Below are 17,471 nucleotides of genomic sequence, written 5' to 3'. Positions count from 1 at the left end.
TTGGTTAGTCGGCTTTTAAGCTGTGAATGGGGTTGGCCAACGCGGCTTTGATACTTTGATAGCTTACGGTTAGCAGTGTGATGAGCATAGCGCCAATGCCCGTTACCACAAAAATCCACCAGGCAATGTCAGACCGGTACTGGTATTTTTGCAGCCAGTTGTGCATCAAAAAGTAAGATACAGGTATGGCAATCAGCAGCGAAACCAGTACCAGTTTCACAAAATCCTTTGAAAGCATTCCCCATAAATTGAAAATAGACGCGCCCAATACTTTACGCACGCCAATTTCCTTAATGCGTTGTTCGGCCATAAAGGATGCCATGCCGAATAAACCCAGGCAGCTGATAAAAATAGCCAGGCCTGCAAAACAGCTTGCCAGTTTACCAATCCGCTCTTCATCGCTGAATTTGCGCGCGTACTCCTGGTCAACAAACTGGTATACAAAGGGCTGCGCCGGGTTAAATTGTTTAAATACGTTCCCAATCTTATCTACAGCGGCACTGGCAGATGTTTTTGGATCTATCTTGATCACAATCATGCTGCCCGCATCCCTCGAAAGATAAAATATAGATGGCCTAACTTCGTCATAAGGTGAGGTTACAATCATATCCTTTATTACGCCTATAATTTTTAATGGCTGTCCGTAAAGTTTAACATTTGCACCTATGGGGTTTTTAAGTCCCATGAAATGAATGGCAGTTTCATTCACAATCACCGCAGATGAATCGGTAGCAAAGGCTCTCGAAAAATCCCGGCCTTGTTTAAACTGCCAGCCAACGGTTTTGCCATAATCATAAGAGCCGCCCGTTTGCGGGAAATCAATACTCAGGTTAGGGTCTTTACCTTCCCATTCAAAAGCGCTGGTGCTGCCCCATTGTTCGGTAGGTGGGGCGCTGCTTTCGGCCACGTTGGCCACTACACCGGTTTTAAATAGCTCACTTTTAACTACTTCAAATTGTTTATGAATATCCTGGGTTACCATTGGCACGGTAATCAACCCATCCCTTGTGTAACCAACCGGGCGGTTTTTGGCAAATTGGATCTGCCTGAAAACGATAATGGTACCAATAATGAGGATCACCGAAACAGTAAATTGCAGGATGACCAATACCTGGCGCGGAACAGCAGCTAATTTGCCTGCGCGGAAAACGCCCTTCAATACTTTAACCGGCTGAAAAGAGGAAAGATAAAAAGCCGGGTAGCTGCCCGATATAATACCGGTTATTAAGCTAAAGCTGATGCACAATAACCAGAATATCGGGTTTGCCCAGGGAATGGTCATGCTTTTATCGGCCACTTCATTGAAAAATGACAGCGCTAATTCAACCAATAATAGCGATAAAGCAAAAGCAATAAATACATATAGCAGCGACTCGGTAAAAAACTGGTAAACGAGCTGGCTGCGTAATGAGCCAACCGCTTTACGGATGCCCACCTCGCGCGCGCGTTTTTCTGAACGGGCCGTACTTAAATTCATAAAGTTGATGCAGGCCAGCAGCAAAACAAATACACCAATGATGCCAAACAGCCAAACATATTGAATGCGGCCGCCAACGTTAATACCGTTTTTAAACTCGCTGTACAGGTGCCACTTGCTCATGCCTTGAAGGAACAGGGCAGGTTTTTTCTTGGCCAGCTGGGCGTTAACATGGTTTAGTTTTACATCTCTTATTTTTAAAGATACCGCAGCCAGGTCGGCATGCTCATTTAACTGTACGTACAGGGTAAACGCGTTGGGTCGCCATGGGTCTTGCATGGTTCTTACCCAATCGGTATTGTTATAATACATTTGCCATGATCCCATAAATTCCAAGCCCTCAAAGGTGGAGTTGTGCGCAAAGTTTTGATAAACACCGGCAACCTTTACATTTTGCTGGTTATCTATTCGTAATATTTTTCCTAACGGATCAGCATCGCCAAAATAAACTTTTGCCGCATCTGCGGATATCAATATTGATGAAGGATCACTTAGAGCGCTCCTGCTGCCCGATATCATTTTAAGAGCCAGCATATCCGGTGCCTGTGGCTCAAAATATGTCCCCCATTTGGTAAGCTTTTTATCGCCGAGGGTTACAATATGATTGCCAATACCGGCTGCCATTACCACGTATTTAAAATCGCTGCCGTAACTTTTTCTTAGCTCGGCGGCTAAAGGATAAGGAACTGAACCCCAGGTTTGTACCTCGCCGTTATTGGTTACGTTTTGCTTAACCTGGGCTATCCGGTTGTAATTTGAGGTTTGTTTATCAAACGAAACTTCATCGTAAATCCACAGACCGATCATAATGGCAACAGCCATACCTACCGATAGGCCAACTATATTAATGAACGAACTGGTTTTGTTTTTGACGATATTACGCCACGCGGTTTTAAAATAATTTTTGATCATAACCTGTTTGTTTGATAATTAGTACGAATATACCTGCCTGTATAATCAAATTAATGCCAGATTTTTAAGTATCTGATTGTAAGTTTTTTATGTTGATTTTTCATTTTACTTAATGTATCAGAAACGTACAGCAGGCGTTCGCTTTCAGCCGGTTTTGGTTGATTCTGGAGCTTATATAAGGTGCTGTGAACAATCCTTTTTAAGTCATGCGAATAACATGAACTAAACAATTTAAACTTTTCAGGCACGTTCTTGTTGTAAGAGCTATGCCGATCATAAATTTATTATGATCTTTAATAAAAAATAGTATATACCATGAAGATACTTCGATTAGTGCCACTGGTTGTTATAATAGCAGTGGTAACCCAGGGTTGCGTTAGCAACAAAAAGTACGCCGAATTGCAAGGAAATTATACGCAGTTGCAAAACAGCACACAGGATTTAAGTGTAAAATATCAGCGCAGTGAGCAGGCCCTTGCTGTTGCGAATGGCCGGATTGCCAGTCTCGACGAGCAAATAGCGCTGGCTAAATCAAATGCGCTTGGTTTACAGGATGCATTGAATAAATGCCTGGCTGGTAATAACCAGGGCGGCGCAAACATTTCAAAATTGGTTGATGAGATCAATTCATCAAACAAATATATCCAGTACCTGGTGGCCACCAAAAACAAAAGCGACTCGCTTAATATGGTGTTAACCAACAACCTTACCCGCTCTTTAAGCAAAGAAGATGCGCAGGGTGTGGATGTACAGGTATTAAAAGGCGTGGTTTATATTTCATTGTCTGATAATATGTTGTACAAATCAGGCAGCTATGAGATCTCTGATAAAGCAGGTTCTGCATTGTCAAAAATAGCCAAGATCATTACCGATTACTCTACTTATGATGTGTTGATTGAAGGTAATACCGATAACGTGCCAATTAAACAAACCAATATCCGTAACAACTGGGATTTGAGTACTTTAAGGGCATCATCTGTAGTGCAAGCCTTACAGACAACCTATAATGTTGATCCTAAACGCTTAACTGCGGGCGGCAGGGGCGAGTATAACCCAATTGCCGATAACGCAACACCTGCCGGCAAAAGCCAAAACAGGCGTACACAAATTATCATCACTCCTAAACTCGATCAGTTTATGGATCTGATAGGTAAAGCACCGGCACCGGGCGCCACAACTGCTCCGGCTCAATAAGAAAAAAAATGTTTGTTAAACGGCCCTGGCAATAAGTCAGGGCCGTTTTTGTTTACATCATTTTACTCAAAAGTTGATTTTTGTTGGTTTGTACCTACATAATGCAATTGTTACAATACAAAAGCTTTAATTGAATTGTGAATTGATCCCGAAATTATTAACTTTAATTTCTTGTAGACCAATTTAACCAATTTTGACTGATGTTCCAGAAGTTATATTATGTGTGGCTTGTTATTGCTGCATCCGTTTTGTTCACCCTGCACGCATGTAATTCATCCGGCCAGGTTGATGCAGAGCAAATGCCCGATACCATCAGTTACAACTTTAACATCAGGCCAATCCTGTCAGATAAATGCTTTAAATGTCATGGCCCGGATGCGGCCCACCGCCAGGCCGATCTACGATTAGATATCCCCGAGAGTGCTTACCAGGCATTAAAAGACAACCCATCGGCGCATGCCCTTGTACCGGGTAACTCTATTTTATCTGAACTGTACCGCCGGGTATCTACCAAAGATACAGCAGAGCAGATGCCGCCACCCTCATCAAACCTAAAAAAGTTAACCCCTTTTGAAGTAGACCTGATAGAGAAATGGATTAAGCAAGGTGCCAGATACGAAAAGCATTGGGCTTTTGTGGCACCTCGTTCGTATCCTATCCCGCAGGTGAAAAACATCACCTGGCCAAAAAATCCGATTGATAACTTTGTATTACACAAACTGGAAGAAAAAGGAGTTGACCCTAACCCCGAAGCTGATAGAGAACGCCTGTTAAAACGGGTTTCGCTCGATTTAACAGGCCTGCCACCAAGCCTGCAACTGATGGATAAGTTTTTGGCCGATAAAAGCCCCGATGCTTATCAAAAAGTGGTTGATGAACTGATGGCCAGCCCACAATACGGCGAAAAGATGACCCTGCATTGGCTGGATGTTGCCCGCTATGCCGATTCGCATGGTTACCAGGATGATAATTACCGCAGCCAATGGCCGTGGCGCGATTGGGTAATCCATGCCTTCAACGAAAACCTGCCATATAATCAATTTATTACGTGGCAACTGGCCGGCGATCTGCTTCCCAACGCTACCAAAGAACAAATTCTGGCAACAGGCTTTAACCGCAACCATAAAATAACCGAAGAAGGTGGCGTAATTGACGAAGAATATCGCGTAAGCTACGTAACCGACCGCACCAATACCTTTGGTAAAGCCATGTTGGGTATTACACTGGAATGCGCGCATTGCCATGATCATAAATACGACCCGTTTTCGCAAAAGGAATATTACCAGGTATTTTCATTTTTTAACAACGTAAAGGAAGTCGGCATCGAATCTGTTGTTGGCGGCCCCGAAACTTACGCTAAGCGGCCATTGATGCAGATCAGCAATGAAGAGGTTAAAAAGATTCTCACCTTCATCAACAAGCGCGATACCGATAAGCTTATTGTATCTATCATGGGCGATAGCGACAAAGTGCGGCCCACCTATATCCTGAAACGTGGCAACTATGATGCCCATGGCGATGTTGTTGAGCCCGGAACGCCAAAATCGATATTGCCATTTACAGCCAATTACCCCAAAAACAGGCTTGGTTTGGCCGAATGGCTGTTTAATAAAAATAATCCGCTGGCTGCAAGGGTATTTGTTAACCAAACCTGGCAGGAGTTTTTTGGCAAAGGCATTGTAAAAAGTTCGGGCGATTTTGGGATGCAGGGCGATTTGCCATCGCACCCCGAGTTGCTGGATTGGCTTTCTGTTGATTTCAGGGATCATGGCTGGGATATTAAACGGCTGGTTAAACAAATTGTGATGTCGGCAACTTACCGTCAGTCGGCAGTAATGAGTTCCGATAAATTAAAATCTGACCCGGATAACACATTGCTATCACGCGGCCCACGGTCAAGATTACCGGCCGAGTTTGTGCGCGACCTGGTTTTAGCCAGTAGCGACCTGCTGAACCGGGATATTGGCGGACCGAGTGTAAACCCATATCAACCGCCTGGTTTGTGGGAAAATGCCACATCGGGCAGGGGGCAACTGGCCAGTTATAAACAGGTGCATGGCCCTAACCTGTATCGCCGTGGTATGTATACTTTAATTAAGCGTACGGTACCGCCTGCTTCATTAGGTATTTTTGATGCCAGTAACCGCGATCAATGCGAGGTTAAACGCTTGCGCACCAACACGCCGTTACAGGCGCTGGTAATGCTCAATGATCCAACGGTGTTGGAAGCGGCGCGTGTATTAGCAGCTAAATTACTGGCAGATCATTCATCATCTAACGATAAAATAATTAAAGCTTTCCGCCTCATTATGTGCCGCTATCCACAGAAAAAAGAACTAAACATATTAATGGCCTATTATAAAGATGAATTGAAAGGCATGAATAAAGCCGACGCTGAAAAATTACTGAGCGTGGGAGAGTACCCTGTACCCTCCAATATAGATAGGCTAAACCTGGCGGCCATGATGAAAGTAGTGGATGCCATTTACAATTTAGAAGAAGCGATAACCAAAACCTGATATGGAAAGAGATTTTTTAGAAAGCAGGCTTAATATCAACCGGCGCAGGTTCCTCTCCAGGTTAAGCCTGGGTATTGGCAGTGTGGCGCTGGGATCATTGCTTATCCCCGATCTTTTTAGCGGCAAGGGCGATGAAAGCGAGGCCGATTTTATTCCCGGCATCCCCAATTTTGCGCCAAAGGCCAAAAGGGTGATCTATCTTTTCCAGGATGGTGCACCTTCGCAACTGGAATCGTTTGATTACAAACCCAAACTGCGCGATATGATGGGGCAGGAGCTGCCGCCATCTGTACGGGGTAACCAGATCCTTACCGGGATGACGGCCAAACAAACCTCCTTTCCGCTGGTGGGTTCGTTTTATGATTTTAAGCAATACGGCGAATCGCGTGCCTGGGTAAGCGATCTGTTTCCGCACATTGGCAAAATAGCCGATGATATCTGCATTATCCGTTCCATGAATACTGATGCTATTAACCATGACCCTGCACTTACCTTTTTTCAAACCGGCGCGCAGCAGGGTAACAGGCCAAGTATGGGCTCGTGGGTGAGCTATGGGTTGGGCAGCGAGAATAAAAACCTGCCGGCATTCACAGTGCTGCTATCCAAAGGTAAAGGCAACGGCCAGGGCGTTTACTCCAAATTATGGAGTAATGGCTTTTTAGATTCTATTCACCAGGGTGTGCAGTTTAGCAGCGGCGAAAACCCGATATTATACCTGAATGATCCTGATGGCCTAAACCGACACGAGCGCCGCAAAATGCTGGATAAATTGGCCGAGCTGAACGATATCAATTATAAGGAATTTGGCGATCCGGAGATCAATACCAAGATACAGCAATATGAAATGGCCTACCGGATGCAAACCGCCGTACCCGAAATTATGGATGTATCCAAAGAATCGGACGATATTGTGAAAATGTACGGGCCGGATTGTTTGATCCCGGGTACCTATGCGGCCAACTGTTTGCTGGCCCGCAAGCTATCAGAAAACGGCGTACGCTTTGTGCAGCTTTACCACCAGGGATGGGATCAGCATAGTAACCTGCCGCAGGAAATGGCCGGCCAGGCCAAGGATGTCGACCAGGCATCGGCTGCCCTGGTTACCGATTTAAAACAACGTGGATTATTGGATGAAACCCTGGTGGTTTGGGGAGGCGAGTTTGGCCGCACCAATTACAGCCAGGGTAAGCTGGAAAAAGCCAATTATGGCCGCGACCATCACCCGCGCTGCTTCAGTATCTGGATGGCAGGCGGAGGCATCAAACCCGGTATGGTTTATGGCGAATCGGACGATTTTGGCTATAACATTGTTAAAGATCCGGTGCACGTGCATGATTTTCATGCCACCATGCTTAACCAGTTAGGCATCGATCATAAAAAACTAACGTTTAAAAGTTTAGGTAGAAGATACCGGTTAACCGATGTTGCTGGGAATGTGGTGAAAGGGATAATCACATAACACGATTTTGGGATATTTTGGGATGAACAGGATTAAAGTTTAGGATATTTGAAAGGTTTTTGTTCCCTCCCAACAGCTACGGTGTGTACACATCTTTTTAACTAAAAAAATGTCATTTCGATAGAGCGAAGGGGGGGAATGAGCGGGGTGCGAAAGAGAAACTATCTCTTGAGCAAAGCGAAAAATCCTATACAAGCGACGAGCAAACGTGGTCATTCGTGCAAGATTTCTCCTCACCTCCGGCCTACAATCCCCCATAGGTTCGTTCGAAATGACAACGTTTTTATTAGTAATTAAATTTGAAAAGATCTGTACATAGGTCCGTTGGGAGGGAAGAGAAAACAGGATATGACAACCATCGTTATACCCACACCCTTTTAATTCAACTATCATAACACATTGCTTATTATATGAAAAGCAGCCATAAAGGTTTTGCCGAAGGCGCGTTGTTTGCGCTTAATATTTTTATTTTGGTTTTACTGGCAGCCGGCGATAGTCTGGTTGTGCCGTTGTGGTTGCAGCCGGTGGGCCGGCTTCACCCGCTGATACTTCACTTTCCTATCGTGATCCTCTTATTGGCCATGCTGATGGAATATTTCCGGTTTCGGAATGAGTTTGCCAATGAAAGGTTGTATCAAAACTTCGCCGATTACCTGTTGCTGTGTGGTGCCTTACTATCGTCATTAACGGTTATTATGGGCTTGCTGTTATCGCGTGAGCCTGGTTATGAGGGCGGCAACCTGTTATGGCATAAGTGGTTTGGTGTAAGCGTGGTTTTTATAAGTTACGGTATTTACCTTATTCGCAATAAGCCTAAATACAGCGCCACACTGGCCAAAACCGGGGCTTTGGTATTGATGTTTTGCCTGGTGATAGCAGGGCACTTTGGCGGTAACCTTACCCATGGCGATGATTTTGTTTTAGGGCCGGTAATGAGTAAGGATAAGGTGCCACTTGAACAGGCGCTGGTTTACCGCGATGTGATTAACCCCATATTTGAAGCCAAATGCCAAAGCTGCCATAATGCCGATAAAATGAAAGGCGGGTTAATGCTCACCAGCCAGTCGGCATTATTAAAAGGCGGTAAAAGCGGGAAACTTTTTGTGCCCGGCAAACCGGAGATAAGTTTGCTTTTACAGCGCATCCATTTACCCGATGGCGAAAAAAAACACATGCCGCCAACAGGTAAAACACAATTAACGGATGAGGAAAAAACATTGCTTTATCTTTGGGTAAAAGGTAATCCCGATTTTAAAAAGAAGGTGATAGATTTGCCTGCTACCGACTCTTTGAGGACAATTGCGGCAAGCTTTTTAAAACCCGCCGAAAATGCAGAGGAGGTTTATGATTTTGCTGCCGCGGATGATAAGGATATCAAAAAGCTTAATAATAACTACCGGGTAATTTATCCGCTGGCTAATGGTTCAGTGGCATTGGCGGTAAACATCTACAATAAAAGCACCTATAACGTAAAGGTGCTTGATGAGCTTGGCCCGATAAAAAAGCAGGTGGTATCGCTCAATTTAAACAAGATGCCCGTAAAAGATGCCGATCTTAAAGCCATAGCGCAGTTTGAAAACGTGCGCAGCCTCAGCCTTAATTTTAGTGATCTTACAGGGAAAGGTTTAAAGGAACTTGCAGCTTTAAAACACCTTAAAACCCTTTCTGTTGCCGGTGTAAAGCTAAACGCGGCAGATGTAAATGTGCTGGCACCTATTAAAAGTTTAACCGAACTTACCATTTGGGATACCGGCCTAAAAATAGCCGATCTTGCCCCGCTGCAAAAAGCCAATAGACAATTACAGTTTATTACAGGCTATAAAGATGATGGCAAAGCTTTAAAACTTACCAGTGTACAATTAAAAAATCCGGCGGTGATATTTAAACAAAATTACCAGCTGCAATTGGGTAATCCAATTAAAGGAGTTGATATCCGTTACACCACGGACGGGAGCGTGCCCGATAGCGTTCATGCTACCTCCTATAAACCAGGCACTATAATTACGCAAAGTACCGTGATTAAGGCGCGTGCATTTAAAGCCGGATGGATAGGTAGCGATACCGCGCAATTTAATGTTTATAAATGCCTGTACACGCCGGATAGCATTAGTTTTTTAACTTATCCGGATAGTAAATACAAAGGTGACGGCCCCAAAACGTTAATTGATAAAGAATTAGGAGGTGGTAATTTTGGCAACGGCAAATGGCTGGCATCGCAAAAGGACCTGGATATGTTGATGTGGTTTAACAAACCTGTTGAACCACATATTTTAAGCCTTAGCGTGATGCGTAATATCGGCTCACAGATCTTTTTACCATCCTCTGTGGAAGTGTGGGGCGGGGTCGATCAAAATCATTTAAAACTGTTGGGCGCGGTTAATACGGTAGCGCCCGGTAAAGATGATCCTTTTGCATTATTAAGTATAGAATGCCCTTTGAAAACGAGTATACCTATATCCTGCATGAAGCTCATAGCCAAACCACTGAAAATCGTTCCCACATGGCATCCTGCAAAAGGAAAACCGGGATGGTTGTTTATGGATGAGGTGTTTATAAATTGAGGGGGAGTTGCTGTGCCGCTAAAGACTTACGAAGTTTTTAAAACTTCGTAAGTCTGGGATTTACAACTTGCTATGGGAAATCGCAAAACGGCTAATCGCCTTCCCTAAAACCTAAAATTCAACGAAAAATACGGGTACCAACCTTCTTCCGAATGGCCTGCTAATAACTGCACTACCGTTAAACCAGCTGGTTCAAAATATAAACCGCCGCCAACGCCGTTATGCCATTTATCTGAACTCTCTTCTTTGATCCATACGCGGCCGGTATCGTAAAAGCCCATCAGACCTAATTCACCTGGTAATATATAGCTGGAAATATTGGTTAACCTGATGCGGGTTTCAAAGTTGTTATAAGCCATATGTTGACCGGCGAACCTAAACTGCCTGTAGCCTAATAAATTGCCTTCTCCACCCAAAAACAACGATTGATAAAACGCTGATTTGCCAGCTGTAACACCGCCGCCAATCCTATCGGCCAAAACAACGGCGCTGCCCAGGCTTTGGTAAACGCCAAACTCGGGGATCACTTGCAGGTAAGATTTTGAATTGTTGTTTAATCCGGCATAGCCCTGCACTTTAACATTCAGATAAGTACCCGATGTTGGCAGCATTTTATTGTTGCGTTTATCGTTGGTAAATATGGCTACCACACCCGCGTGAAGTTTGGCTTTATCTACCGATAAACTATCGTACGATTTGATGAGCGAAGTGTTATTGATAAAACGCCCGACATTATCCTCGGCATTATAATGGTAATATTGCAGGGATGGCCCTATGCTAAAACTGGTGCCTTTAGTTCCTTTCCACCTAAAGGCGGGATCAAGCTGATAGGTGTTAAAGCGGGTGCGGTAATAACGCACATAATCGCCGCTCTTATCAAACTGGGTTTCGTTACCACGGCCAAAAAAGTTAATGGTATTATCAGGTGCTTTAATCAACGTGTTTATAGTGAAATCGGCTTGTCCAAAAGCGTGGATCCACTCGCCGGTATAACTTAAGCTGAAAGCTTTGGTAGAAAACGAATGGCTGACTAATAACTGCTGCATATCATTATAAGGTAGCTTACGAAAACCATTCTGATGTGTGAACCGGAAACCAGCGCCTAATATAAAACCGTCATCCTTATTCAAGCCAACATCGGCCAAAGGCATCCATACATTGATTGGGTTAACAGGCAGGTAAGCGGTATTGGAACTATCTTTTGATAAATGCAGGCTTACGTTTTGCTTATCGCCGGTTACCTGTATATCGTCGCCACGGTCATAAATCGGAACCTTATTTTTTGATTTTACGATGTTGTATTCTTTGTGGCCAAGGCTATCCACAAAACGTAATTTGATAGGTGAGGACTGGTTATTTAATATCACCCTGTCGCTGCCTTCGCCGGTATAGATCCTGATCTCTTTGGTTATAGCCGGGTCGAAATTGGCATTGATGATGGTATCCTTGACATTTCCGCTTTTGGTGATCTTATTAATGGCGATGTTTAGCCCATTGTCAGGCGCATCAGTTATGCTAATCTGCTCATTTTTATTACTGGTATGAATATCAATGATGCGGTTAATAAAACGGTAATAGTAATCCATAGCTGCCGGGATATTGGCACGCCTTTCTTTAAGCTGTTTAAAAAGCTCATCATGCCTTATTTTATACGATGCAGCCGGCAAACGTTTAAGGCCTTGCTCCAATACATCATCGGTTTCAACAGCTACAAAATCGTTCACAATTTTCATCCAGTCCTTATAACTCATACGGGCAGACGGGTAACGATCAAGGAAAACCGACGTCCACATCGAAAAACGGATATCATTTATTTCGCCGCCATATCCCTGCAAAAAGGGTACAAGCCATTGGCTGGATGCCAGGCTTGGCAATACGCCCTGGTTAATATAAAAAGCCTGGTCGCGGTCGCGTGGAATGCCGGTATACACTTTTTTACCATCCTCTTTGTCTTTAGTAAAACGCCAGTTGTCATCATGCCTGTCCCAGTCGCCCACCAATAAGTCAAGACAACGTGCCGTTAGCCAGGCATGGCTGTCAAATGAATTATCATTATCATCATAAAGGTCTTGCATCACATCCTGCACGTTTTTTGATTTGCCGGTTGGTTCGCGTTCCTCAAAAAGGCATACCTTACCTGCAAATGTTGCATTATACTTACCAAAGTTTTTATCGCCCGATACTACACCGATGATAGGCGTAGCATGCGGCACTCCGGCAGCAATAGCCAATGGCGGCACAATAAGGGCCGAGAAAGGGTGTTGGGCACTCATGGCATCAAGCTCCCAGTCGGCAGCGAAGGTTTGCCTCAACTGTTCTGGCAGGGTTTTAGATGGGTCTTTCTCTACGCTGCGTAATACCCATTCTTTACCGGTGGGGTCAACCATTCTTAATGATGTTGTTTGAAAACCACCGCCCAATTGTTCGGGAGTAAGGCCGCCATGCAGCTGAGAAATACGCAGAACCGGCAGTTTGGTAAGCGCTCCCCATTCTTTGCGGTAATTTTCGCCAAATAGCCAGCGGTGAAAGCCGGTTACCTTATCATATTGTTCATGCACCCGTACCTCAACGCTATCCTGGGTTATTACACCTGTAATTGGGCCTTCCTGGGCTTTAGCAAGGGTAGATACAAGGCCAATTGTTAAAACGAGTAGAACTTTTTTCATACGGTATAGGTAATTTGTACGTTTTTAATCAAGTTAATATTTTTCACAGCATACAATAACAGGGAATCAATTTATCCCACCAAAATGGAAAAGCAGATTAAGCCCGGATCAAGCATAAAGATAAAAGCAGTTGTCACATATTTGTGCATCACAGGCTAAAGTTATGCCATTTTATATCGAATTGATAATAAGTGTATGGTGTATTTGGTATTGATGGGAGTTCATGATATGTCATTTATTCAGGGATAAAAACGAAATATCGTCAATAGTTTACCTTGCGTTATTAGCATAACACGCTGCAAACTATTGAGGTAACAATGCAAGTAAAACCTATCCCTTTGCTATCAATAGCATCGCTTCTTCGCGCGATTTGTTTTCGATAGCCATCACAAATTCTACCGCGCCGCCGCCCTTACCGCAGCCAAAACACTGGAACTGGTTTTTCTCTGGCGATACCATTAACGAAGTAGCAAGATCCTTATGAAAAGGGCAGCGGCCCTTTAGGTTGCGGCGGCTTTGTTCTAATAAAATATACCTGGAAACAATTTTAACAAGATCGACCTGTGCCGATAAAATATTTTGATCTGACGACATGCTATTTTAACAATTTTATACTTCCCAGGGAAGGGCGCGGCGAAAATAGCACTTACAACATAGCTATAAAACAGGAAACACAGATTGTGGAAAAAAATTAATGTATAGGGGAACAGCCGAAACTTTTACACAAAAATTAGAATTGGAAAGTTTTTTTTGTATCATTACGGATGCGATTTTATACCGAATGCTGCTCCCTGATGCTTGTTCTCTTATCTTTCGGCAATCCGGATAAAACTGTGGCAGCCACAACTTCGGCCGCGCCGGTAAAGAAGGTTGTAGCAAAATCTAACAAGTTTAAAACAGCCACGGGTGTTTTAACCGGGGATATTTCACCCGCAGATCTGATAACGTTTGCCCGTTCGTTAAAGGGTATCAATTACAGGTATGGATCAACCAATCCGCTCAGAGGGTTTGATTGCTCGGGCTTTGTTAATTACGTGTTTAACCATTTCGATATCGCGGTTCCCCGCAGCTCCGGTGATTTTTTATCGGCGGGAAAAGTAATTGAACTAAAAGATGCTAAACCCGGCGATTTGATCCTTTTTACAGGAACCGGAACGGGAAAAAGACATAAAAGACATTCAAGATCAATAGGGCATATCGGCATCATGTTGTCATCTATAGCGGAAGGCTTTAAATTTATACATTCCACCTCAGGAGCCGCAAATGGTGTTACCGAAACAGAGCTGAATGATTACTACATGGGCCGTTTTATGAAAATTATCCGTGTATTTCCTCAGAATGACGAAACGCCGGCTCCGCCTGCCGCAGATCTTTCCAGTTTGTAATTTAATTATTCCGGTTTTCAACAATATAGGCGATGATGCAATTCAATCGCTAAATTTGACATGATTTCTGTTTTGTGCAGAGATCTACATAAATACAGGAAAGCGCATGGTGTTGGAGCCCCTTCAGGAACTCATTATTAAATTTATTGAAAATACCAACAGGCCAATATTCCTGACAGGTAAGGCGGGCACCGGGAAAACCACATTCCTGCGCTACATAAGGGCCAATATTACCAAAAACCTGGCGGTTGTTGCACCCACTGCCGTTGCCGCTATCAATGCAGGAGGGGTTACCATTCATTCTTTTTTCCAGGTACCGTTTGGACCACAGGTGCCCGCTACCAGTGCACAGGAGTTAAATGATCTTGCCCCGCGACAAATAAGCCAGGAGAAAGACAAGGTTTTAAAATACCTCGATCTGCTGATCATCGACGAGATCAGTATGGTGCGGGCAGATGCGCTTGATTATATTGATTCGGTATTGAGGCAGGCCAAAGGATCAAATCGCCCCTTCGGCGGTGTACAGCTGTTAATGATAGGCGATCTTTTTCAGTTGCCTCCGGTTTTTGAAAAGGACTGGCCGGTATTGAAAAACTTTTATACCGGCCCTTATTTTTTTGACAGCCTGGCTTTTAAAAAGTTCCCGGTGCTGGTTTTTGAGCTTACCCAGGTATATCGCCAAAAAGATCCTGTATTTGTAGAAATCCTGAACAACATCCGGAATGGTTATGCCAACAATGACCTTTTAGGCAGGTTAAACGAGCGCTTTGATGCCAACCTGAATGCCAATTGGTTAAAGGATTATGTAACGCTATCTACCCATAATAAACTGGTTAACGATATAAACCAGCAACGGCTGGAAGAATTGAATGGAGAGGCATTTACTTTTAAAGCCGTGATAACCGGTGAGTTCCCTAAAGAAGGCTATCCGGCCGAAGAAGCGTTAGTACTAAAAGTTGGTGCCCAGGTAATGTTTATCAAAAACGATAGCTCGGGCAAAAAACAATACTATAACGGCCGGACAGGGCGCGTCACCGCCATTGGCCAAGGCAGTATTCGCTTAAGTTTTTTAGATGATGGAACCGAGTTTGAAGTGGTGCCCGAGATTTGGCAAAATGTAAAATACGCGCTATCCGAAACTGACCAAAAAGTAAATGAAACCAATAATGGCTCATTCAGTCAATATCCGTTAAGGCTGGCCTGGGCCATTACTATCCATAAAAGCCAGGGCCTAACCTTCGAAAAGGCGATCATCGATGTTGATGCCGCCTTTGCCTTTGGGCAGGCTTACGTGGCGCTTAGCCGCTGCCGTACATTAGAAGGAATGATCCTCAAATCTCCCGTACGGCAAGAAAATATCAGAACCGACCCTGAGATCATTCGCTTTATGCAAACGGCTGTAGCGCAAAGTCCGGATGAGCAATTATTACAGGCAACCATTCATAATATCGAGCAGGAGGAGTTAAGCGATATCTTTGATTTTTCGATGCTGGCCGGTGGGTGGAAACAACTTAAAGTCATTCTACTTGCAACTGAGCCAAAGGATAGTCCGCTGAGCAGCCACGTACAGCAAACCGAGCTTTTACTGTTGCAAGAAATTAAAGCGATAGGCGATAGGTTCATCAGGAAAGAACTCTCGGCCTTACCTTCTGATGAGGGCATATGGAAGAACACCGTATTTACTGGTCGCTTAAAAAATGCGGCTGCTTATTTTGTAGCCAAACTGAATGTATTTTCCACCGCTATTAACGGGTTTTATACCGCTAAAAATGCCAATGATTTCTCCGCCGAGTTTTATGATAGCCTGAACTATTTATTGGTAAACCTTAAAGCAAAAACTGCCGCTTTTATCCGTATGCCTATAGCATCCGCAACTGCCGATGTTTTATCATCGGTGAAAGAAGCGGGCATCGGCTATAAGCCCATCTATAAAAACTGGAATGCTAAAGAGTTGCCTAAAGAAAAGGAGATCATAAACCCCGAACTGTATAAGCAGCTACTTCATTGGCGTAAAGAAACCAGTGCGCAGCGCAAAATTCTGGAACACACGCTGGTATCTGAAAATATGCTGAGAGATATCACAGCCAAACTGCCACGTACACTAAACCAGCTTTCGCAGGTAAAAAGTTTTGGCGATGCCAAGGCAACCGATTTCGGCGACCAGATCCTAAAACTCATCAGGACTTATTTAGGCGAAGGCGATCTGTTTTCTTAAGTTTTTAATAACGAGGGATACCAGGGCCATTGTAAGGATTTTCCAGGGCGTTCTTGATCCGCAGCAACTGATGTTTATGACGCCAGTTATCGGGATATAAATTCATATTGGTAAGCAACTGCTTAACACGATCTGGCACATTAAGCTGTGTAGTGGCACGGTCTAATCTAAGTTCGGCGGGTAGTGGTGTATTGGTAAAATAATCGTTTAGTTCCTCAAAAGTCATGAGGTAAAGTTAATAAACATTTTATTTTCCTTCTTCTAAATTCAAAAGCACCGCCAAGGCAAAGGTATCTAATTGGGTTAACATAACTTAACACATTTTAGATACGATGTATTGTAACTATTTAATAATCAATATTTTATACTTTAACAAGGTTAACACTAAACTGATGTATTGCGCAATTTAGACGCATCCAAATATTTGTGCCTGTTGTTGACCACCATATGGAGGGCTTCTTTTGGGCTACACAGTCACTTTTGAGGCTAATTCACTGCGAAAATCTGTGTTTGGTGTCAGAAAATTTTACGGTAACTGGTTGTATAAAAATAAATTATGAAAAATTTGTATTTTAATAAGTTAACATACTATATTTACACTTATTAAATCATTAATGCTAAAAACTTAAAACCATGTGGAAAAAAACTTACTCAATGGTAACCAAGGATGTTACCAAAGAACAAATGTGGAAGCTGTTTGCAGATGTCAATAACTGGCATGAGTGGGATTCAAATATTGAATTCGCTAAAATAGAAGGAGAGTTTGAGGCAGGTAATCACTTTATTTTAAGACCCAAAGGTGGACCTAATGTTAAAGTGAACCTGACAGAAACGGTTAAAAATCAAAAATATATAGATGTTACCAATTTTGCCCTGGCTAAAATGTATGATGAACATTTGTTTGAAGATACCGCCGACGGTTTGAAAATCACCAATACCCTATGGGTTACAGGTTTACTAAGTTTTGTTGGGATAAAGTTGGTAGCCCAGAAAATTGTTGATGATACTCCGGCCGATATGCTGAAGCAAATCGCGGCCGCAAAAAAGCTGTGATAGTTGTAGGTTCTTTAAATTGAAGTAAAC

Annotated in this window: 11 protein-coding genes; 7 read left to right on the top strand and 4 right to left on the bottom strand. The window is 43.5% G+C overall.

Annotated features, from left to right (window positions below):
* Positions 1–4: 4 nt before the first annotated feature.
* Positions 5–2,389 carry an ABC transporter permease gene (locus FHS10_RS08120; protein ID WP_259089207.1) on the bottom strand — a complete coding sequence of 795 codons (2,385 nt, stop codon included), beginning with the start codon at positions 2,387–2,389 and terminating at the stop codon, positions 5–7.
* A 315-nt stretch (positions 2,390–2,704) separates the two neighbouring features.
* Here FHS10_RS08120 and FHS10_RS08115 point away from each other — a divergent pair, with 315 nt between their 5' ends.
* The 4 genes from FHS10_RS08115 (at position 2,705) to FHS10_RS08100 (ending at position 10,122) form a co-directional block, all read left to right on the top strand.
* A complete protein-coding gene (locus FHS10_RS08115) occupies positions 2,705–3,583 on the top strand; it encodes an OmpA/MotB family protein (protein ID WP_259089206.1) in 879 nt (292 codons plus the stop codon).
* 200 nt (positions 3,584–3,783) lie between these two features.
* Positions 3,784–6,102 (top strand): PSD1 and planctomycete cytochrome C domain-containing protein, encoded by a 2,319-nt coding sequence (locus FHS10_RS08110; protein WP_259089205.1) that lies wholly within the window; start codon positions 3,784–3,786, stop codon positions 6,100–6,102.
* 1 nt (position 6,103) lies between these two features.
* On the top strand, positions 6,104–7,561 hold the full coding sequence (locus FHS10_RS08105; protein WP_259089204.1) for a DUF1501 domain-containing protein: 1,458 nt from the start codon (positions 6,104–6,106) through the stop codon (positions 7,559–7,561).
* 410 nt (positions 7,562–7,971) lie between these two features.
* Positions 7,972–10,122, top strand: a complete 2,151-nt coding sequence (locus FHS10_RS08100; protein WP_259089203.1) for a c-type cytochrome domain-containing protein — start codon at positions 7,972–7,974, stop codon at positions 10,120–10,122.
* 104 nt (positions 10,123–10,226) lie between these two features.
* Here FHS10_RS08100 and FHS10_RS08095 read toward each other — a convergent pair whose 3' ends face one another.
* Both FHS10_RS08095 and FHS10_RS08090 read right to left on the bottom strand, forming a co-directional pair.
* A complete protein-coding gene (locus FHS10_RS08095) occupies positions 10,227–12,788 on the bottom strand; it encodes a BamA/TamA family outer membrane protein (RefSeq protein ID WP_259089202.1) in 2,562 nt (853 codons plus the stop codon).
* Between the two features lie 330 nt (positions 12,789–13,118).
* Positions 13,119–13,382 (bottom strand): CHC2 zinc finger domain-containing protein, encoded by a 264-nt coding sequence (locus FHS10_RS08090; protein WP_259089201.1) that lies wholly within the window; start codon positions 13,380–13,382, stop codon positions 13,119–13,121.
* A 239-nt stretch (positions 13,383–13,621) separates the two neighbouring features.
* Here FHS10_RS08090 and FHS10_RS08085 point away from each other — a divergent pair, with 239 nt between their 5' ends.
* The gene (locus FHS10_RS08085; protein ID WP_259089200.1) at positions 13,622–14,173 is read left to right on the top strand and encodes a C40 family peptidase; all 552 of its coding nucleotides are present in this window, start codon (positions 13,622–13,624) and stop codon (positions 14,171–14,173) included.
* Positions 14,174–14,279: 106 nt separating this feature from the next.
* Entirely contained in the window at positions 14,280–16,388 is a 2,109-nt protein-coding gene (locus tag FHS10_RS08080; RefSeq protein WP_259089199.1) for an HRDC domain-containing protein, read from the top strand.
* 4 nt (positions 16,389–16,392) lie between these two features.
* On the opposite strand, the gene FHS10_RS08075 is transcribed toward FHS10_RS08080, so the two are convergent.
* Positions 16,393–16,614, bottom strand: a complete 222-nt coding sequence (locus FHS10_RS08075; RefSeq protein WP_259089198.1) for a DUF6965 family protein — start codon at positions 16,612–16,614, stop codon at positions 16,393–16,395.
* A gap of 407 nt (positions 16,615–17,021) precedes the next feature.
* Between FHS10_RS08075 and FHS10_RS08070 the strand changes: the two genes are divergently transcribed.
* Entirely contained in the window at positions 17,022–17,441 is a 420-nt protein-coding gene (locus tag FHS10_RS08070) for an SRPBCC family protein (protein WP_259089197.1), read from the top strand.
* The last annotated feature ends 30 nt before the right edge of the window (positions 17,442–17,471 follow it).

The organism is Mucilaginibacter dorajii (assembly GCF_024808255.1).
GTDB classification, from domain to species: domain Bacteria; phylum Bacteroidota; class Bacteroidia; order Sphingobacteriales; family Sphingobacteriaceae; genus Mucilaginibacter; species Mucilaginibacter dorajii.
Note: the sequence above shows the minus strand (reverse complement) of the source record. Positions and strands in the feature narration are given on the sequence as shown.